The sequence below is a fragment of the Tabrizicola sp. YIM 78059 genome (assembly GCF_004959785.1).
GTDB lineage: Bacteria > Pseudomonadota > Alphaproteobacteria > Rhodobacterales > Rhodobacteraceae > Tabrizicola > Tabrizicola caldifontis.
The window spans coordinates 245,914-261,524 of the sequence record NZ_SJZH01000002.1 but is presented as its reverse complement, the minus strand read 5'-3'; the positions used below and the strand labels follow the sequence as shown (position 1 = coordinate 261,524).

Here is a 15,611-nt window from a genome sequence, read left to right as displayed (position 1 = left end):
GCCAGAGATATCCCGCTGTGCAAGGACTTGTCACGCTGATTGGGGATGACAGGTCTGTCATGACGATCCGCCTGCGCGTCCTGTGGAAATGAGACTGGATTTTCTACCGATAACATATTGTTTTTAATTGTTTTTATTTCAGAAGGCGCGTCTGGAACCAAGTTATCCCGAATTCATCCACAGCTTTTGTTCCGTGGGAAAATCTGGGGATGATCGGGTTAATCCCCTTCTCCACAGGGTCTACTACAACCTCATTCCTTCTTTTTCTTCTTCTTTGTAAGACGAAGCTGAAGTTGAGGCTGCACCTGCGAGAAGGCACATGACCGATTGGCTGACAGAGTGGTATCTGGTCATCAAGGCGCTACATGTTATTTCGGTCATCACCTGGATGGCGGGGCTGTTCTACCTGCCGCGCCTGTATGTCTATCATGCCGAACAGGTGCTGACCGGCACCCGCACGGACGAGATGTTTCAGACGATGGAACGCCGTCTGTTGCGGGCGATCATGAACCCCGCCCTGATATCGACCTGGGTTTTCGGCCTTGCCCTGGTCTTCACGCCCGGGATCGTGGACTGGTCGGCCCCCTGGTCATGGGCCAAGGCGGCATGCGTGCTGGCCATGACGGGTTTCCATGGCTGGCTGGCCGCCCGGCGAAAGGATTTTGCAAGCGGCCGCAATACACGCAGTGGCCGGACCTACCGCATCATGAACGAGGTTCCGACGCTGCTGATGGTGGTCATCGTCTTCGCGGTCATTACCCGGTTCTGACGCTGCGCCGTTGACTTTTGCCGGGCTGCGTCGTATCCGGCCGGATGCGGGGCCGTCCGGCCCATGGCGCCTCCCGACCCAACCATGCTGTGATCCGCCCGTCGGGCCGATCCCCTGAAGGTATTCCATGACTATCGAACGTCTCAATCTCGCCGACCTCAAGGCCAAGACCCCGGCCGACCTTCTGGCCATGGCCGAGGAATGGGAAATCGAGAACGCCCCCAGCATGCGCAAGGGCGAGATGATGTTCTCGATCCTGAAGGAGCATGCCGAGGAAGGTTGGGAGATCGGCGGTGATGGTGTGCTTGAGGTGCTGCAGGACGGCTTCGGCTTCCTGCGTAGCCCCGAGGCCAACTATCTGCCCGGCCCGGACGACATCTATGTCAGCCCCGAGATGATCCGCCAGTTCAGCCTGCGCACCGGCGACACGATCGAGGGCGTCATCAAGGCCCCGCAGGAAAACGAGCGTTACTTCAGCCTGGTGAAGGCCACGAAGATCAACTTCGATGACCCCGAAAAGGCCAAGCACAAGGTTCATTTCGACAACCTGACGCCGCTTTACCCCGACGAGCGGTTGCGGATGGAAATCGACGACCCCACGATCAAGGACCGATCGGCGCGGATCATCGACCTGGTGGCGCCGATCGGGAAGGGCCAGCGCGCGCTGATCGTGGCCCCGCCGCGCACCGGGAAGACCGTCCTGCTGCAGAACATCGCGCATTCGATCGCGGTCAATCACCCGGAATGCTATCTGATCGTGCTGCTGATCGACGAACGCCCCGAGGAAGTGACCGACATGCAGCGGTCGGTGAAGGGCGAGGTCGTCTCCTCGACCTTCGACGAACCGGCGACGCGGCACGTCGCGGTGGCGGAGATGGTGATCGAGAAGGCCAAGCGTCTGGTCGAACACAAGCGCGACGTGGTGATCCTGCTGGATTCGATCACCCGTCTGGGCCGGGCCTACAATACTGTGGTGCCGAGTTCGGGCAAGGTGCTGACCGGCGGTGTGGATGCGAACGCCCTGCAACGCCCGAAGCGGTTCTTCGGCGCGGCCCGGAACATCGAGGAAGGCGGGTCGCTGACCATCATCGCCACTGCGCTGATCGACACCGGCAGCCGCATGGACGAGGTGATCTTCGAGGAATTCAAGGGCACCGGGAACTGCGAGATCGTGCTGGACCGCAAGGTTGCCGACAAGCGCGTGTTCCCGGCCATGGACATCCTGAAATCCGGCACCCGGAAAGAGGATCTGCTGGTGGACAAGACCGACCTGCAGAAGACCTATGTCCTGCGCCGGATCCTGAACCCGATGGGCACGACGGATGCGATCGAGTTCCTGATTTCCAAGCTCAAGCAGACCAAAACCAACGCTGAATTCTTTGAATCGATGAACACGTAAGGCGCAGCCGGCGATGGACACGATCTATGCCCTCGCCACGGCGCGGGGTCGGTCGGGCCTCGCCGTGGTTCGGATCTCGGGGCCCGAGGCGCTTGCAGCGGGCCGGGCGCTGTGCGGCAGTCTACCCGAGCCGCGCCGCGCCAGTCTGCGCCGTCTGACCTGGGGTGGAGAGCTTCTGGACGAAGCCCTGGTCCTGACCTTTGCCGAAGGTGCAAGCTTCACCGGCGAGACGGTGGTAGAGCTGCATTGCCACGGCGGCCCGGCGGTGGTGGGCGCGGTGCTGCGGGCCCTGGCCGATCAGCCGGGGCTGCGGATGGCCGAGCCGGGAGAGTTCACCCGCCGCGCGCTGGAAAACGGCGTGCTGGACTTGCCGCAGGTCGAGGGGCTGGCCGACCTGATCGACGCCGAGACCGAGGCACAGCGCAAGCAGGCCGTGCGGGTGCTGTCGGGCGCAGTTGGCCAGAAAGTGGAAGGCTGGCGGCGCGACCTGATCCGGGCTGCCGCCCTGCTGGAAGCGACTATCGATTTTGCCGACGAGGATGTGCCGGTCGATGTCTCGCCCGAGGTGCTGGAGCTGATCGACGGGCTGATGGCGGATCTCGGTCGCGAGGCGGCCGGGGTTCATGCGGCCGAACGGATCCGCGACGGCTTTGAGGTGGCGATCGTTGGCGCGCCCAATGCGGGGAAATCCACGCTGCTCAATCAGCTTGCCGGTCGCGAGGCGGCCATCACGTCCGAGATCGCCGGCACCACACGAGATGTGATCGAGGTGCGGATGGAGATTGCCGGTCTGCCGGTGACCTTCCTCGATACGGCGGGTCTGCGGGAAACCGAGGATCGGCTGGAACGCGCCGGGATCGAGCGGGCGCTTGCCCGCGCGCAGGCGGCGGATCTGCGGCTGTTCCTGACCGATGGCTCGCCGCTGCCCCTGGAACCGGAAGGCGATGATCTGGTGGTTCATGGAAAGGCGGATACCATATCTGGGTATTCTGGGCTGGCCGTCTCTGGCAAGACCGGGCAAGGCGTGCCCGAATTGATTGCGCGGATCGGCGAAATCCTGGCGCAGCGGGTGGGCTCGGCCGGTGCTTTGGTGCGCGAACGGCATCGCGTGGCCGTGACAACGGCGATTGCTGCTCTGGCCGAGTCGCGGGCAGAAGTGGTAAGGAATGACTCGCGCGTCGAGCTGGCGGCGGAACATCTGCGGCAGGCGGTCCGGGCCCTGGATGCCCTGGTTGGCCGCGTGGATGTGGATGACCTGCTGGGCGAGATCTTCGCCAGCTTCTGCATCGGCAAGTAGGGAGTGTTCCACGTGAAACACTACGATGTCATCGTGATCGGCGGCGGCCATGCCGGCGCCGAGGCTGCAGCCGCCGCGGCCCGGATGGGCGTGGCCACCGCGCTGGTCACGCTGCGGGTGGAGACGCTGGGCGCGATGTCCTGCAATCCCGCGATCGGCGGTCTTGGCAAGGGCCATCTGGTGCGCGAGATCGATGCGCTGGACGGGGTGATGGGCCGGATGGCGGACCGTGCCGGGATCCAGTTCCGGCTGCTGAACCGGCGCAAGGGCCCTGCGGTGCAGGGGCCGCGGGCGCAGATCGACCGACGCCTCTATCGTGAGGCGATGCGGGCCGAGCTGCTGGCCACCCCGCGCCTTCAGGTGATCGAGGGCGAAGTTGCCGGGCTGCGCCTTTCTGGCGGTGCGGTGGCGGGGGTGGTGCTGGCCTCGGGCGTAGAGCTGGCCTCGGGCCGTGTGGTGCTGACGGCAGGCACCTTCCTGAATGGAGTGATTCATGTCGGCGACCGGCGGATGCCGGGCGGTCGCATGGGTGACTCGCCGTCGAAGCTGCTGGCAACACAGCTTGCCGAGCTTGCCCTGCCGGTTGGCCGCCTGAAGACGGGAACCCCGCCGCGGCTGGATGGCCGGACCATCGACTGGGCGCGGCTCGACAGTCAGCCGGGGGATGAGAACCCGGTAATGTTCTCGTTCCTGAACCGGGCGCCCGAGGCTCGGCAGGTCGCCTGCGGCATCACCCATACGACTGAGGCGACCCACCAGATCGTCCGGGACAACCTGGGTCGTTCCGCGATGTATGGGGGCCATATCGAGGGCGTCGGCCCGCGCTATTGCCCGTCGATCGAGGACAAGGTGGTGCGGTTCGCCGACAAGGTTTCGCATCAGGTGTTCCTGGAGCCGGAGGGGCTGGACGACCACACGGTTTATCCGAACGGGTTGAGCACCTCATTGCCGGAAGAGGTCCAGCACGCCTATATCCACACGATTCCCGGCCTGGAACACACCGTGATCCTGCAACCGGGCTATGCGATCGAATATGATTATTTCGACCCCCGCTCGCTGCACGGGACGCTGGAGACGCGTGTCGTACAGGGCCTGTACTTCGCTGGGCAGATCAACGGCACGACGGGGTATGAAGAGGCGGCAGCCCAAGGTATTGTGGCCGGGATCAACGCCGCCGCAGCATCCAGGGGGGCTGAACCGATCCTTTTCAGCCGGACCGATAGCTATATCGGCGTCATGATTGATGATCTGACATCGCGGGGTGTCACTGAGCCTTACCGCATGTTCACTTCGCGGGCAGAGTTCCGGCTGACTGTTCGGGCCGACAATGCCGATCGACGGCTGACTCCGGTAGGCCTAGCGGCCGGCTGCGTGTCGGAAGCGCGTCGCATCGCCTTTGAGGCCAAGCTGGAGGCCTTGGAATCGTGCCGAGGGGCGCTGTCTTCTGCCATGCTGTCGCCGAAGGATCTTGTCGCCTGTGGTCTGAACGTCAGCCGCGACGGGGGGAAGCGCAGCGCGTATGACACCCTGGCCCTGCCGGGGGCAGATCTGGATCGGCTGGTGAACAGCTTCGAGGTGTACCGGTCCATTGAGCCGACGGCGCTTGCACAGCTGCAGATTGATGCGACCTACGACCAGTATTCTGATCGGCAAACGCGTGAAGTGGCCGATCTTCGGCGCCAGGAGACGCAGCGAATCCCTGCAGACTTCGACTATCGGCGTATTTCCGGGCTATCGAATGAACTGAAGCAGAAACTTGAACAGATCCGGCCGGAAAGCATGCTTCAGGCCGCGCGGATCGAGGGGGTTACGCCGGCGGCGATGCTGCTGATCCTTTCGCATCTGCGCAAGGGCCATTCCGAACGGCTGGTCGGATGATGGTGAACGACCAAGTCGAGGTGGGCGGGGTGGATGTTTCACGTGAAACATTTGCCACGCTGAAAGGACTGGAAGGTCTTGTTCGCAAATGGAGTCCGGCCATAAATCTGGTCAGCAAGGCCACGATGTCTGACCTGTGGGACCGGCACATTGCAGATTCGGCGCAACTTTTTCTGCTATGCCCCCCAGATGCGCGAGCCTGGGTTGATCTGGGGTCGGGCGGGGGCTTTCCGGGCCTTGTGCTGGCGGCCATTGCCCGCGAAAAGCATCCGGGACTTAAGTTTACCCTGATCGAGGCCGATCGGCGCAAGGCGACGTTCCTTCGTCAGGCGGCCAGATCGCTGGGCTTGCCTGTGGTCGTGTTGCACCAAAGGATCGAATCCCTGGCGCCGCTGCAAGCCGATGTGATTTCTGCCCGTGCGCTTGCCCCTTTGTCCGATCTGCTGGGCTTCGCTGCGGTGCATTTGCGTGCGAGCGGAACGGCCATCTTTCCCAAGGGGGCGCGCCATGCCGAGGAATTGACCGAGGCGCGGAACAGGTGGACATTCGACATTGAAACGCGACCCAGCCAATCCGATCGGGATTCAGCGGTTCTGGTGATCAGGAACATTCATCGTGCAAACCAAGACTGAAGCAAAGCGCGCCCACATTCTTGCTTTGGCCAACCAGAAGGGCGGGGTGGGCAAGACCACGACTGCGATCAACCTGGCTGCCGGGCTTGCCGAGCTTGGCTTGAAGGTGCTTCTCGTGGACATCGACCCGCAGGGCAATTCGTCCACGGGGTTCGGAATCCGTCCGGATGCCCGAAAGAAGACAAGCTACGATTTGATTGTCGATCAGGCAGATCTACAGGATGTTGTGGTTGAAACGGGTATTCCCGATGTAATGATCATCCCGGCTAACGCAGACCTTGCGTCGGCCGACCTTGATATCGTGTCGAACGAAAAGCGCAGCTATCTGTTGCACGATGCCTTGCGCCGGCCGGAAATGGACAGCTTCGGTTTCGACTACGTCCTGATAGATTGCCCACCGGCGTTGAGCCTTCTGACCGTCAACGCCCTTGTCGCCTGCGATTCGGTCCTTGTGCCGCTGCAATGCGAATTCTTTGCGCTGGAAGGGCTTTCTCAGCTGATGCTGACGATTCGCGATGTGCGGCGCTCGGCCAATCCGAACCTGCGGATCGAAGGTGTTGTGTTGACCATGCATGACCGCCGCAACAGATTGACCGCGCAGGTCGAAGCCGACGCTCGCGCAAACATGGGTGAGCTGGTCATGCAAACGACGATTCCGCGCAATGTCCGCATCAGCGAAGCCCCATCACATGCGCTGCCGGTTCTGACCTACGATCCGGGATCGAAGGGGGCAGAGGCCTATCGCGCCCTGGCGCGCGAGATTGCCGCCCGGCGCAAGACACCCGAGATTTCAGAGGCCTGAGAGATGAGCAGCAAGAACGAAAAGCGCGGTCTGGGACGTGGTCTGTCTGCCTTGATGGCAGACGTCCATCTTGCCGGCCCGGAGCAACTGGGAACCCCGCGCAAGGCCGAGCTTTATCTGCCGGTCGACAGGCTGGAGCCCAATCCGCAGCAGCCACGGCTGGACTTCCGCAAGGAAGAGTTGGAATCGCTGGCTGATTCGATTCGGCAGAAGGGCGTCATCCAGCCGCTGATCGTGCGGCGCAAGCCTGGCAGCGACCGGTATGAAATCGTTGCGGGTGAACGCCGATGGCGGGCGGCACAACTGGCGCAGCAGCACGAAGTCCCCGTCGTGGTGCGCGACCTGAATGATACCGAAGTCCTGGAAGTGGCGATCATCGAGAACATTCAGCGCGCGGATCTGAACGCCATTGAAGAGGCGCTGGGATTCCGTCAGCTGATGACGCGGTTCGGACACACACAGGAAAAACTGGCCGAGGCTCTGAGCAAAAGCCGCAGCCATGTGGCCAACCTTCTGCGACTGCTGACCCTTCCGGACGAAGTGCAGGAAATGGTCCGCAGCGGAACGCTGAGCGCCGGCCACGCCAGGGCGCTTATCGGGCATCCGCGGGCTGCGGAGCTGGCGGCCCAGGTCGTGGCGAAGGGTCTTTCCGTGCGCGAGACGGAAAAGCTCGCCAAGGCCGAAGGGGCGGGAAAATCGGCAAGACCGGCACCGGCAAAGCGTGAAAAGGATGCCGACACGCGGGCGCTGGAGGCGGATCTTTCCGCCAACCTGCGACTTCCGGTGACGATCGACCACGGTGCCGACGGCGAAAGCGGGCAGATCACCATTCGCTACAAGACGCTGGATGATCTCGACATGCTGTGCCAGATGCTGTCGCGTCTACCAGATTAGGTGGTTTCAGCCGCTGCTTTGACGATCAGCCAGCAGCCGACGCAGAATGGCGTTCAGGACGATCACGCCTGACCGGGTCGTGGCTATGCGGTCCCCATCCCGGCGGATGAGACCTAGGTTGATCACCTCGTCAAGCGCTGCGTCGGGCAGGGGGCTGCCCGCCAGATCGGCGAACCGGGTCAGAGAGGCGCCTTCCCGAAGGCGCAGCGCAAACATCAGATATTCGGCGGCGCGGTCCTCGGCCGCCAGGGATTCGATCCGTTCTGCCGCCCCCGCCGCGGAAAGGGTCTGGTTCAGCCAGAGTGTCGGCAGGGGTTCCGCCACGGTTGCGATGCGCCCCGAATCCAGCGTGAGGCGCCCGTGGGCGCCGGGGCCGATGCCCGCATAATCCCCCATGCGCCAGTAGATCAGATTGTGCCGCGATTCGTCGCCGGGGCGGGCGTGATTCGAAACCTCATAGGCCGGCAGACCGAATGATTCGGTGATCTCCTGCGTCAGCTCGAACATTTCGGCGGCAAGGTCTTCACCCGGAAGGCCGTGCAGCAGGTTTCTTGCATGCATCTGGCCGAAGACGGTGCCATCCTCGATGGTCAACTGGTAAAGTGACAAATGGGACGTGCCAAAATCCAGCGCGCGGCGCAGCTCGTCCCGCCAGGCCGCCAGCGTCTGGTTCTGGCGCGCATAGATCAGGTCGATGCTGAACCGCTGAAAGGTGGACTGCGCTATGGCGATGGCGGAATGAGCGTCCTCGACACTGTGCGCACGCCCGAGACGGCGAAGATCGTTCTGATCAAGTGACTGAATTCCAAGAGAAACCCGGTTGACGCCGGCCTTTGCATAGCCCTCGAATCGGGCAGCCTCGACCGAGCCGGGATTGGCCTCAAGCGTGATCTCGACATCGTTTGCAAGCACCCAGGTGGCGCGAACGCGGTCAAGGATGCCCTGAACGGTTGCCGCCTCCATCAGCGATGGGGTGCCACCGCCGAAAAAGACGGTGTTCAGCACGCGACCTTGCGTCATTGCGCCGACGCGGTCGATCTCGGCCTCGAATGCGCGAAGCCACCGTGACTGATCGACGCCTGATGCGACGTGGCTGTTGAAGTCGCAATATGGGCATTTCGACTGGCAGAAGGGCCAGTGCAGATAAAGGCCGAAACCCGCATGGCGCCAGTCTTCCATCAGGCAAACAGGGCAGCGACCAGTTTGGCGAAGGCATCGGCGCGATGGGACAGGCGGTTCTTCTCCCAGCGGTCCATTTCGCCGAAGGTCTGGCTGTAGCCATCCGGCAGGAAGATCGGGTCGAAGCCATGGCCTTGGTCTCCACGACCGGGCCAGACCAGGCGGCCTTGCACTTTTCCTTCAAAAACAAGGTCCTGCCCATCCGGCGCTGCCAGAACCAGCGTACAGCAGAACTGGGCACGGCGGGGTTCCGGGGCATTTCGGGCCTCAAGTTCACGCCAGACGCGCTCCATCCCGACCTTGAAATCGCGGCCCTTCGCCGTTGTGGCCCAATCGGCGGTGAAAACACCCGGGGCACCGTCCAGCGCATCGACGGCAAGCCCGGAATCGTCTGCCAGTGCCACCATCCCGCTGGCCTTTGCGGCAGCGTGAGCCTTCAGCCTGGCATTGCCGGCAAAGGTGGTTTCGGTTTCTTCCGGCTCGGGCAGGCCAAGTTCGCCGCCGCCGACCACCGTCACACCGTAGGGTGCCAGAAGATCGGCGATTTCTTCCAGTTTGCCCCGGTTGTGCGTGGCAACCAGCAGTCGATCCCCGCGTTTCAGCATCAGCCCAGTGCCGCCTTCTGCGCGGCGACCAGCGCCGCATTGCCGTGACGGGCAAGGTCCAGCAGATGCAGCAGCTCGTCCTGACTGAAGGCGGACCCCTCGGCCGACATCTGCACCTCGATCAGCTTTCCCGCGCCGGTCATCACGAAGTTTCCGTCGGTCCCGGCAGCGGAATCCTCGGCATAGTCAAGGTCCAGCACCGGCTGCCCGGCATAGATTCCGCAGGACACGGCAGAGACATGGTCCAGGATCGGGTCGGTCGTGATCGCGCCCGCAGCAAGCAGCCTGTTCACCGCCAGGCGCAACGCCACCCAGCCGCCGGTGATCGAGGCACAGCGGGTGCCGCCGTCGGCCTGTATCACGTCGCAGTCCACGACGATCTGCCGTTCCCCAAGCGCCTGCCGATCAACGCCCGCCCGCAGTGATCGTCCGATAAGTCTTTGAATTTCCTGAGTTCTGCCAGACTGCTTTCCTGCCGCTGCCTCTCTGCGGGTGCGCGTGTTGGTCGCCCGCGGCAGCATTCCGTATTCTGCCGTCACCCAGCCCTGCCCGGACCCCTTCAGGAAGGGCGGGGGTTTGTCCTCGATCGTGGCGGAACACAGGACATGCGTCTCGCCCATGCGAATCAGGCATGACCCTTCGGCATGCCTCATCACGCCGGTTTCGATTGAAACCGCGCGCAGATCGCTTAACTTCCTGCCTGACGGGCGCATTGCCGGACCTTTCTGCCTGGGATGCGGCCACATACGCAACCACAGACACCGGATGCAACCCCGATTGCTGAAACCATGAGCACTCCTCAGCCTATCCTGGCCGACATGAACGACCGTACGCGCGAGGTCTTCCGCCGGGTGGTCGAAGGCTACCTGGCTTCGGGCGAGCCCGTGGGGTCGCGCACCCTGACCCGAGCCATGTCCGAGAAGGTCTCCGCCGCGACTGTGCGCAACGTGATGCAGGATCTGGAATATCTTGGCCTTCTGGACAGCCCGCATGTGTCGGCGGGACGCGTGCCCACCCAACTCGGGCTGCGCATGTTCGTGGACAGCCTGCTTGAGGTCGGACAGGTCGCCCCCGAAGATCAGGAACGCATCGACGCGACCCTGGGCACCAATGACCATGACGTGACCACCCTTCTCGACGAGGTCGGCGCCGCCCTGTCGGTCATCACCCGGGGTGCAAGCGTCGTGCTTGCGCCGAAACGCGAAGCGGCGATCCGCCATATCGAGTTTGTCAGCCTCGGTCCCGATAGGGCTCTGGTGGTGCTGGTCTTTGCCGACGGCCAGGTCGAGAACCGGATCTTCACGCCGCCGCCAGGGCAGACGCCTTCATCCATGCGCGAGGCGGCGAATTTCCTGAATGCGCTTGCCGATGGGCGGACCCTGTCGGAACTTCGGGCGCGCATCACCGAAGAAATCGCGCAGCGTCGGCAAGAGATCGATTCGCTCGCTCGGGATCTGGTCGAAAGCGGCCTTGCCCTTTGGGAAAACGCCGGCGAACCGTCGGAACGGCTGATCGTGCGCGGCCGGGCGAATCTGATCAACGGGGTGGTCGATCAGGCGGAAATCGAGCGGATTCGCGTGCTGTTCGATGATCTTGAGCGCAAGCGCGACATTGCCGAGTTCCTGTCCCTGACCGAGCAGGGCGATGGTGTGCGCATCTTTATCGGGTCGGAGAACAAGCTTTTCTCACTTTCCGGTTCAAGTCTGGTGGTTTCTCCCTATATGAACGCAGATCGGAAAATCATTGGCGCGGTGGGCGTCATCGGTCCGACACGGCTGAACTACGGTCGCATCGTCCCGATTGTCGATTACACCGCCCAACTGGTGGGCCGCCTTGTCTCGGAACGGGGCAAGGGCTGACTTAGACGAGGACCATGAGATGGTGCAGGAACAAGCCGCTTCGTCGCAGGTGGAGCTGGAAGAGTTTGCGGCAACCCCCGAGGACGCCGGAGTGGACGAGCTGGAGGCCCTGAGGGCCGAGCGCGATGAATTGCGCGACAAGTTCATGCGCGCCCTGGCGGATGCCGAGAATTCCCGCAAGCGCGCCGAGCGGGACAGGAAAGAGGCCGAGATGTATGGTGGCACGCGGCTCGCGCGCGATCTTCTGCCGGTCTATGACAACCTGAACCGTGCGCTTCAGGCAATTCCCGAGGAAAGCCGCGCCGCCAGTGCCGCGCTGATCGAAGGGGTGGAGCTGACGCTGAAGGAACTGACCAACGTGATGGCCCGACACGGGGTAAAGGCAATTTCCCCCGCTGTGGGGGATACTTTCGATCCGCAGTTGCACCAGGCCATGTTCGAGGCCCCGGTGCCCGGCACCAAGGCTGGCCAGATCATCCAGGTGGCGACCGAAGGCTTCATGCTGCACGACCGTCTGCTGCGCCCGGCACAGGTCGGCGTGTCATCGAACACGGCGGAATAGGGCGAATGCCTCGCCACAGCGCACCGCCGGACGGTGCGCTGTGGCGCACCCTACACCAAACGCTTGAGTTCATAGACAAGTTTCAGGGCCTCGATGGGCGTCAACTCATCGGGGTGAACGTCTTTGAGCCGATCCTCAACTGCCGATACCCTGGGCTGCGCGGCCGGTACGGCGGGTGAAGCGGCGCGGAACAGGGGCAGGTCGTCGATCAGCGCGGTGGGCTTGCCGCCCTCGCGGTCGCCCTTTTCCAGCGCTTCGAGCACTTCGCGCGCCCGTTCGATCACGGCGGGCGGCAGCCCTGCAAGCCTGGCCACCTGCACACCATAGCTGCGGTCGGCGGCGCCTTCGCGGACCTCGTGCAGGAATATGACCTCGCCTTCCCATTCCTTCACCGTGACCGTGGCGTTCCTGACCCCAGGAAGCTTGCCGGCAAGCGCCGTCATCTCGTGGTAATGCGTTGCGAACAGCGCGCGGCAGCGGTTCATCTCGTGCAGATGTTCCAGCGTTGCCCAGGCGATCGAAAGCCCGTCATAGGTCGCAGTGCCGCGGCCGATCTCGTCCAGGATCACCAGTGCGCGGTCGTCGGCCTGGTTCAGGATCGCGGCGGTTTCCACCATCTCGACCATGAAGGTTGACCGGCCACGGGCCAGGTCGTCGGCTGCGCCCACCCGGCTGAACAGTTGCGAGACAAGCCCGATCCGGGCGGACGTGGCCGGGACATGGGAGCCGGCTTGGGCCAGAAGCGCGATCAGGGCGTTCTGGCGCAGGAAGGTGGATTTTCCCGCCATGTTCGGACCCGTCAGCAGCCAGATCGCCGGGGTTTCCGCAGGCGTCAGCGCGCAATCATTGGCGACGAAGGGCTGGCCCTCGCGCCGAAGGGCGCGCTCCACCACGGGGTGGCGGCCGCCGACCACATGAAAGGCGCGGCTGTCGTCCACCACCGGGGCGCACCAACCCTCTTCAGCGGAAAGATCGGCGAAGGCGGCGGCCAGGTCGATCTCGGCCAAGGCGCGGGCGGCCTGCGCGATAACGGCGGAATTGTCCAGAATTCGGGCTTTCAGGCCGGAATAGTGACGCTTTTCGATCTCCAGTGCGTGGTTGCCTGCGTTCAGTATCCGGGTTTCCAGATCGGACAGCGCCAGCGTGGTGAAGCGGACCTGTCCGGCGGTGGTCTGGCGGTGGATGAACAGCTCGGGCATCGAGCGCATGCGCTCTTCATGCGTGGTCGTGGTCTCGATGAAATAGCCCAGCACGTTGTTGTGCTTGATCTTCAGGCTGGCGATGCCCGTGGCCTCGACATATTCGGCCTGCATCCGGGCGATCACGCCGCGGCCCTCGTCGCGCAGGGCCCGCGTTTCATCGAGTTCGGGGTCGTAGCCTTGCGCGATATAGCCGCCGTCGCGGGCCAGAAGCGGCGGCTCGGCCACCAGCGCGCGGGTCAGCAGATCCACCAGCGCCTGATGGCCGACCAGGGCGCGGGCGGCCTCGGCCAGAAGGGGCGGGGCCTCGGCCAGAAGGGCGGCGATTTGTCCGGCCTGTTCCAGCCCCGCGCGGATCGCGGCCATGTCGCGCGGGCCGTCGCGGTCGAGCGCCAGGCGCGAGAGGGCGCGGTCGATGTCAGGAACCCGCCGCAGCGCCTCGCGCAGGCGGGCGCGCAGGGCGGGGGCTTCCAGAAGGAAGTCCAGCGCGGCCTGGCGGGAATGGATGACCTTGAGGTCAAGCGAGGGCGAGGAGAGGCGGCGTTCTAGGAGCCGCGCGCCGCCGGCGGTGACGGTCCGGTCTATCGCCGCGAGGAGCGAACCCTCGCGCCCGCCCGACAGCGCCTGCGTCAGTTCCAGATTGCGGCGGGTGGCGGCGTCGATCTGCATCGTGCCGCCCGACAGTTCGCGCACCGGGGGACGCAGCAGCGGCATGCGGCCGCGCTGGGTGAGGTGCAGGTAGTCGACCAGCGCGCCCATGGCCGAAACCTCGGCCCGGTCGAAGCTGCCGAAGGCGTCCAGCGAGGCGACGCCGAACAGGTCGCACAGCCGCTTTTCGGCATTGGCGGAATCGAAGCTGCCCCGCGATAGCGGTGTGATCGAAACCGCATTTTCTGCCATGTTAGAGACGATTTCCCGCTCCCGCGCCTCGTTCAGCAGCAGCTCTCGGGGGGCGATGCGGGCAAGATCGGGCCCAAGGCGGGTCGGCGAGGATGGCATCACCCGGAATTCGCCGGTAGAGATGTCGGCCCAGGCCAGCGCAGCCTGATCGCGCACTTCGGAATAGGCAGCCAGGAAGTTGTGGCGACGTGCTTCCAGAAGGCTGTCCTCGGTCAGCGTGCCGGGCGTGACCAGCCGCACCACATCGCGCCGCACCACAGCCTTGGAGCCGCGCTTTTTCGCCTCGGCCGGGTCTTCCAGCTGTTCTGCGATGGCGACGCGAAAGCCCTTGCGGATCAGGGTCAGCAGGTAGCTTTCGGCCGAATGGACCGGCACGCCGCACATCGGGATCGGCTCGCCCAGATGCATCCCGCGCTTGGTCAGCGCGATGTCCAGCGCGGCAGCGGCGGCCACTGCGTCGTCGAAGAACATCTCGTAGAAATCGCCCATCCGGTAGAACAGAAGGGCGCCCGGATTCTGCGCCTTGATCTCCAGATATTGCGCCATCATCGGCGTCACGGCGTCGTCGGTCACGGTCGTCCCCCCGGGCGATGCGCCACCCTACACCGGTGGCACGGCGCCTTTCAACCGGTAGGGGCGTCCGGGTCAATCAACCCCTGCATCTTGAGGTCTTGCCAAAGTTCTGTCGGGATTGGCAGGGCCACGTTGGCCATGTTCTGCGTCACCTGCGCCGCAGAGACCGCGCCGGGAATGACAGAGACAACCGCCGTATGCAGCAGCGGAAACTGCAGCGCCGCCGCCGCAAGGGGCACGCCATGCCGCGAACAGACCGCCTCGATTGCCAGGGCTTTCGCCACCATCTCGGTGCTTGCCGGCGCATAGGCATACATCACCCCCGGCGCCGAGGGGTTGGCGAGCAAACCCGAGGCGAACGGCGCGCCGATCACCACCTTGATCCCGCGTCGCAGGCAGTCGGCCATCGGTCCTCGCAGCGCGGCCTGATCGGCCAGGGTATAGGGCATGGCGACCAGGAAGAAATCCACCTCGATCCACGGTGCAATGGCCGCGAAATCCGCCAGCGTGTTCATGCCCATGCCCACGGCAGAGATCACGCCCTCGGCCTTCAGACGGTGCAGATAGCCAAGACCCGACCCGGTCAGGTCATTCATGTGCCGGTCGAAGGCCGGTCCGTGATAGTCGCGGTCGAGGTCGTGAATGATCAGCGCATCGATGACCGGCTGGCCCAGCCGCAGCCGGCTTTGCATGAGCGATGCCTCGAAGCCTGCGGCGGAATAGTCGTAGCGGACGGCAAAGTTCAGCCCGCCTTTCCAGTTGATCCGCACGTCCTGCCCGCGCCCTGCGGGATCATAGACCCGCCCCACCTTGGTCGAGACCACCACCCGGTCGCGAGGCCAGTCCCGCATCGCCGTTCCCAGCCGATGCTCGGCTAGGCCGTGGCCATACCACGGCGCAGTGTCGAAATAACGCACCCCGGCTTTCCAGGCCGCGGCGAAGGTTTCTGCCGCCTCGGCCTCGGAATAGGTGGCGAAGATGTTGCCCAGCGAGGCCGTTCCCATGCCGAAGCGGGGCCAGTCCGATGGGAAGGCAGGGGCAGGGGGGGCGATCACCGTCATCG

At 64.0% G+C, this 15,611-nt stretch carries 14 protein-coding genes; 9 read left to right on the top strand and 5 right to left on the bottom strand.

The features are described 5' to 3' along the window. Positions 1 to 319 precede the first annotated feature (319 nt). The 7 genes from hemJ to EZM81_RS03895 all read left to right on the top strand — a co-directional run bounded on the left by hemJ (position 320) and on the right by EZM81_RS03895 (position 7,671). A complete protein-coding gene (hemJ, locus tag EZM81_RS03925; protein ID WP_135447776.1) occupies positions 320 to 769 on the top strand; it encodes a protoporphyrinogen oxidase HemJ in 450 nt (149 codons plus the stop codon). 127 nt (positions 770 to 896) lie between these two features. After that, the gene (gene rho, locus EZM81_RS03920; protein WP_135447778.1) at positions 897 to 2,168 is read left to right on the top strand and encodes a transcription termination factor Rho; all 1,272 of its coding nucleotides are present in this window, start codon (positions 897 to 899) and stop codon (positions 2,166 to 2,168) included. A 13-nt stretch (positions 2,169 to 2,181) separates the two neighbouring features. Next, entirely contained in the window at positions 2,182 to 3,465 is a 1,284-nt protein-coding gene (mnmE, locus tag EZM81_RS03915) for a tRNA uridine-5-carboxymethylaminomethyl(34) synthesis GTPase MnmE (protein WP_136644843.1), read from the top strand. A 12-nt stretch (positions 3,466 to 3,477) separates the two neighbouring features. Then, positions 3,478 to 5,343, top strand: a complete 1,866-nt coding sequence (mnmG, locus tag EZM81_RS03910) for a tRNA uridine-5-carboxymethylaminomethyl(34) synthesis enzyme MnmG (RefSeq protein ID WP_169052297.1) — start codon at positions 3,478 to 3,480, stop codon at positions 5,341 to 5,343. Next, complete coding sequence (gene rsmG / locus EZM81_RS03905; RefSeq protein ID WP_248298125.1) at positions 5,340 to 5,975, top strand: 16S rRNA (guanine(527)-N(7))-methyltransferase RsmG; 636 nt, start codon at positions 5,340 to 5,342, stop codon at positions 5,973 to 5,975. Before mnmG ends, rsmG begins: the two co-directional genes overlap by 4 nt. After that, positions 5,959 to 6,777 carry a ParA family protein gene (locus EZM81_RS03900; protein WP_136644841.1) on the top strand — a complete coding sequence of 273 codons (819 nt, stop codon included), beginning with the start codon at positions 5,959 to 5,961 and terminating at the stop codon, positions 6,775 to 6,777. Before rsmG ends, EZM81_RS03900 begins: the two co-directional genes overlap by 17 nt. Before the next feature lie 3 nt (positions 6,778 to 6,780). Further along, positions 6,781 to 7,671, top strand: a complete 891-nt coding sequence (locus EZM81_RS03895; RefSeq protein WP_136644840.1) for a ParB/RepB/Spo0J family partition protein — start codon at positions 6,781 to 6,783, stop codon at positions 7,669 to 7,671. A 6-nt stretch (positions 7,672 to 7,677) separates the two neighbouring features. Here the strand turns inward: EZM81_RS03895 and hemW are convergent, their stop codons facing one another. Genes hemW through rph form a run of 3 tightly spaced genes read right to left on the bottom strand, consistent with a single transcriptional unit; the run spans position 7,678 to position 10,168 of the window. Continuing rightward, on the bottom strand, positions 7,678 to 8,850 hold the full coding sequence (gene hemW / locus EZM81_RS03890) for a radical SAM family heme chaperone HemW (RefSeq protein WP_136644839.1): 1,173 nt from the start codon (positions 8,848 to 8,850) through the stop codon (positions 7,678 to 7,680). Continuing rightward, positions 8,850 to 9,455, bottom strand: coding sequence for an RdgB/HAM1 family non-canonical purine NTP pyrophosphatase (gene rdgB / locus EZM81_RS03885; protein WP_136644838.1), 606 nt, complete (start codon positions 9,453 to 9,455; stop codon positions 8,850 to 8,852). Before rdgB ends, hemW begins: the two co-directional genes overlap by 1 nt. Beyond that, positions 9,455 to 10,168 carry a ribonuclease PH gene (rph, locus tag EZM81_RS03880; RefSeq protein WP_135447793.1) on the bottom strand — a complete coding sequence of 238 codons (714 nt, stop codon included), beginning with the start codon at positions 10,166 to 10,168 and terminating at the stop codon, positions 9,455 to 9,457. The genes rdgB and rph overlap by 1 nt, the downstream gene beginning before the upstream one ends. Before the next feature lie 75 nt (positions 10,169 to 10,243). Between rph and hrcA the strand changes: the two genes are divergently transcribed. Together hrcA and EZM81_RS03870 are read left to right on the top strand one after the other, a co-directional pair. Continuing rightward, entirely contained in the window at positions 10,244 to 11,314 is a 1,071-nt protein-coding gene (hrcA, locus tag EZM81_RS03875) for a heat-inducible transcriptional repressor HrcA (protein ID WP_135447795.1), read from the top strand. A 19-nt stretch (positions 11,315 to 11,333) separates the two neighbouring features. Further along, positions 11,334 to 11,876 carry a nucleotide exchange factor GrpE gene (locus EZM81_RS03870; protein ID WP_136644837.1) on the top strand — a complete coding sequence of 181 codons (543 nt, stop codon included), beginning with the start codon at positions 11,334 to 11,336 and terminating at the stop codon, positions 11,874 to 11,876. Between the two features lie 50 nt (positions 11,877 to 11,926). Here the strand turns inward: EZM81_RS03870 and mutS are convergent, their stop codons facing one another. Together mutS and EZM81_RS03860 are read right to left on the bottom strand one after the other, a co-directional pair. Beyond that, entirely contained in the window at positions 11,927 to 14,548 is a 2,622-nt protein-coding gene (mutS, locus tag EZM81_RS03865; RefSeq protein ID WP_136644836.1) for a DNA mismatch repair protein MutS, read from the bottom strand. A gap of 50 nt (positions 14,549 to 14,598) precedes the next feature. Further along, positions 14,599 to 15,609 (bottom strand): aldo/keto reductase, encoded by a 1,011-nt coding sequence (locus EZM81_RS03860; RefSeq protein ID WP_136644835.1) that lies wholly within the window; start codon positions 15,607 to 15,609, stop codon positions 14,599 to 14,601. Positions 15,610 to 15,611 lie beyond the last annotated feature (2 nt).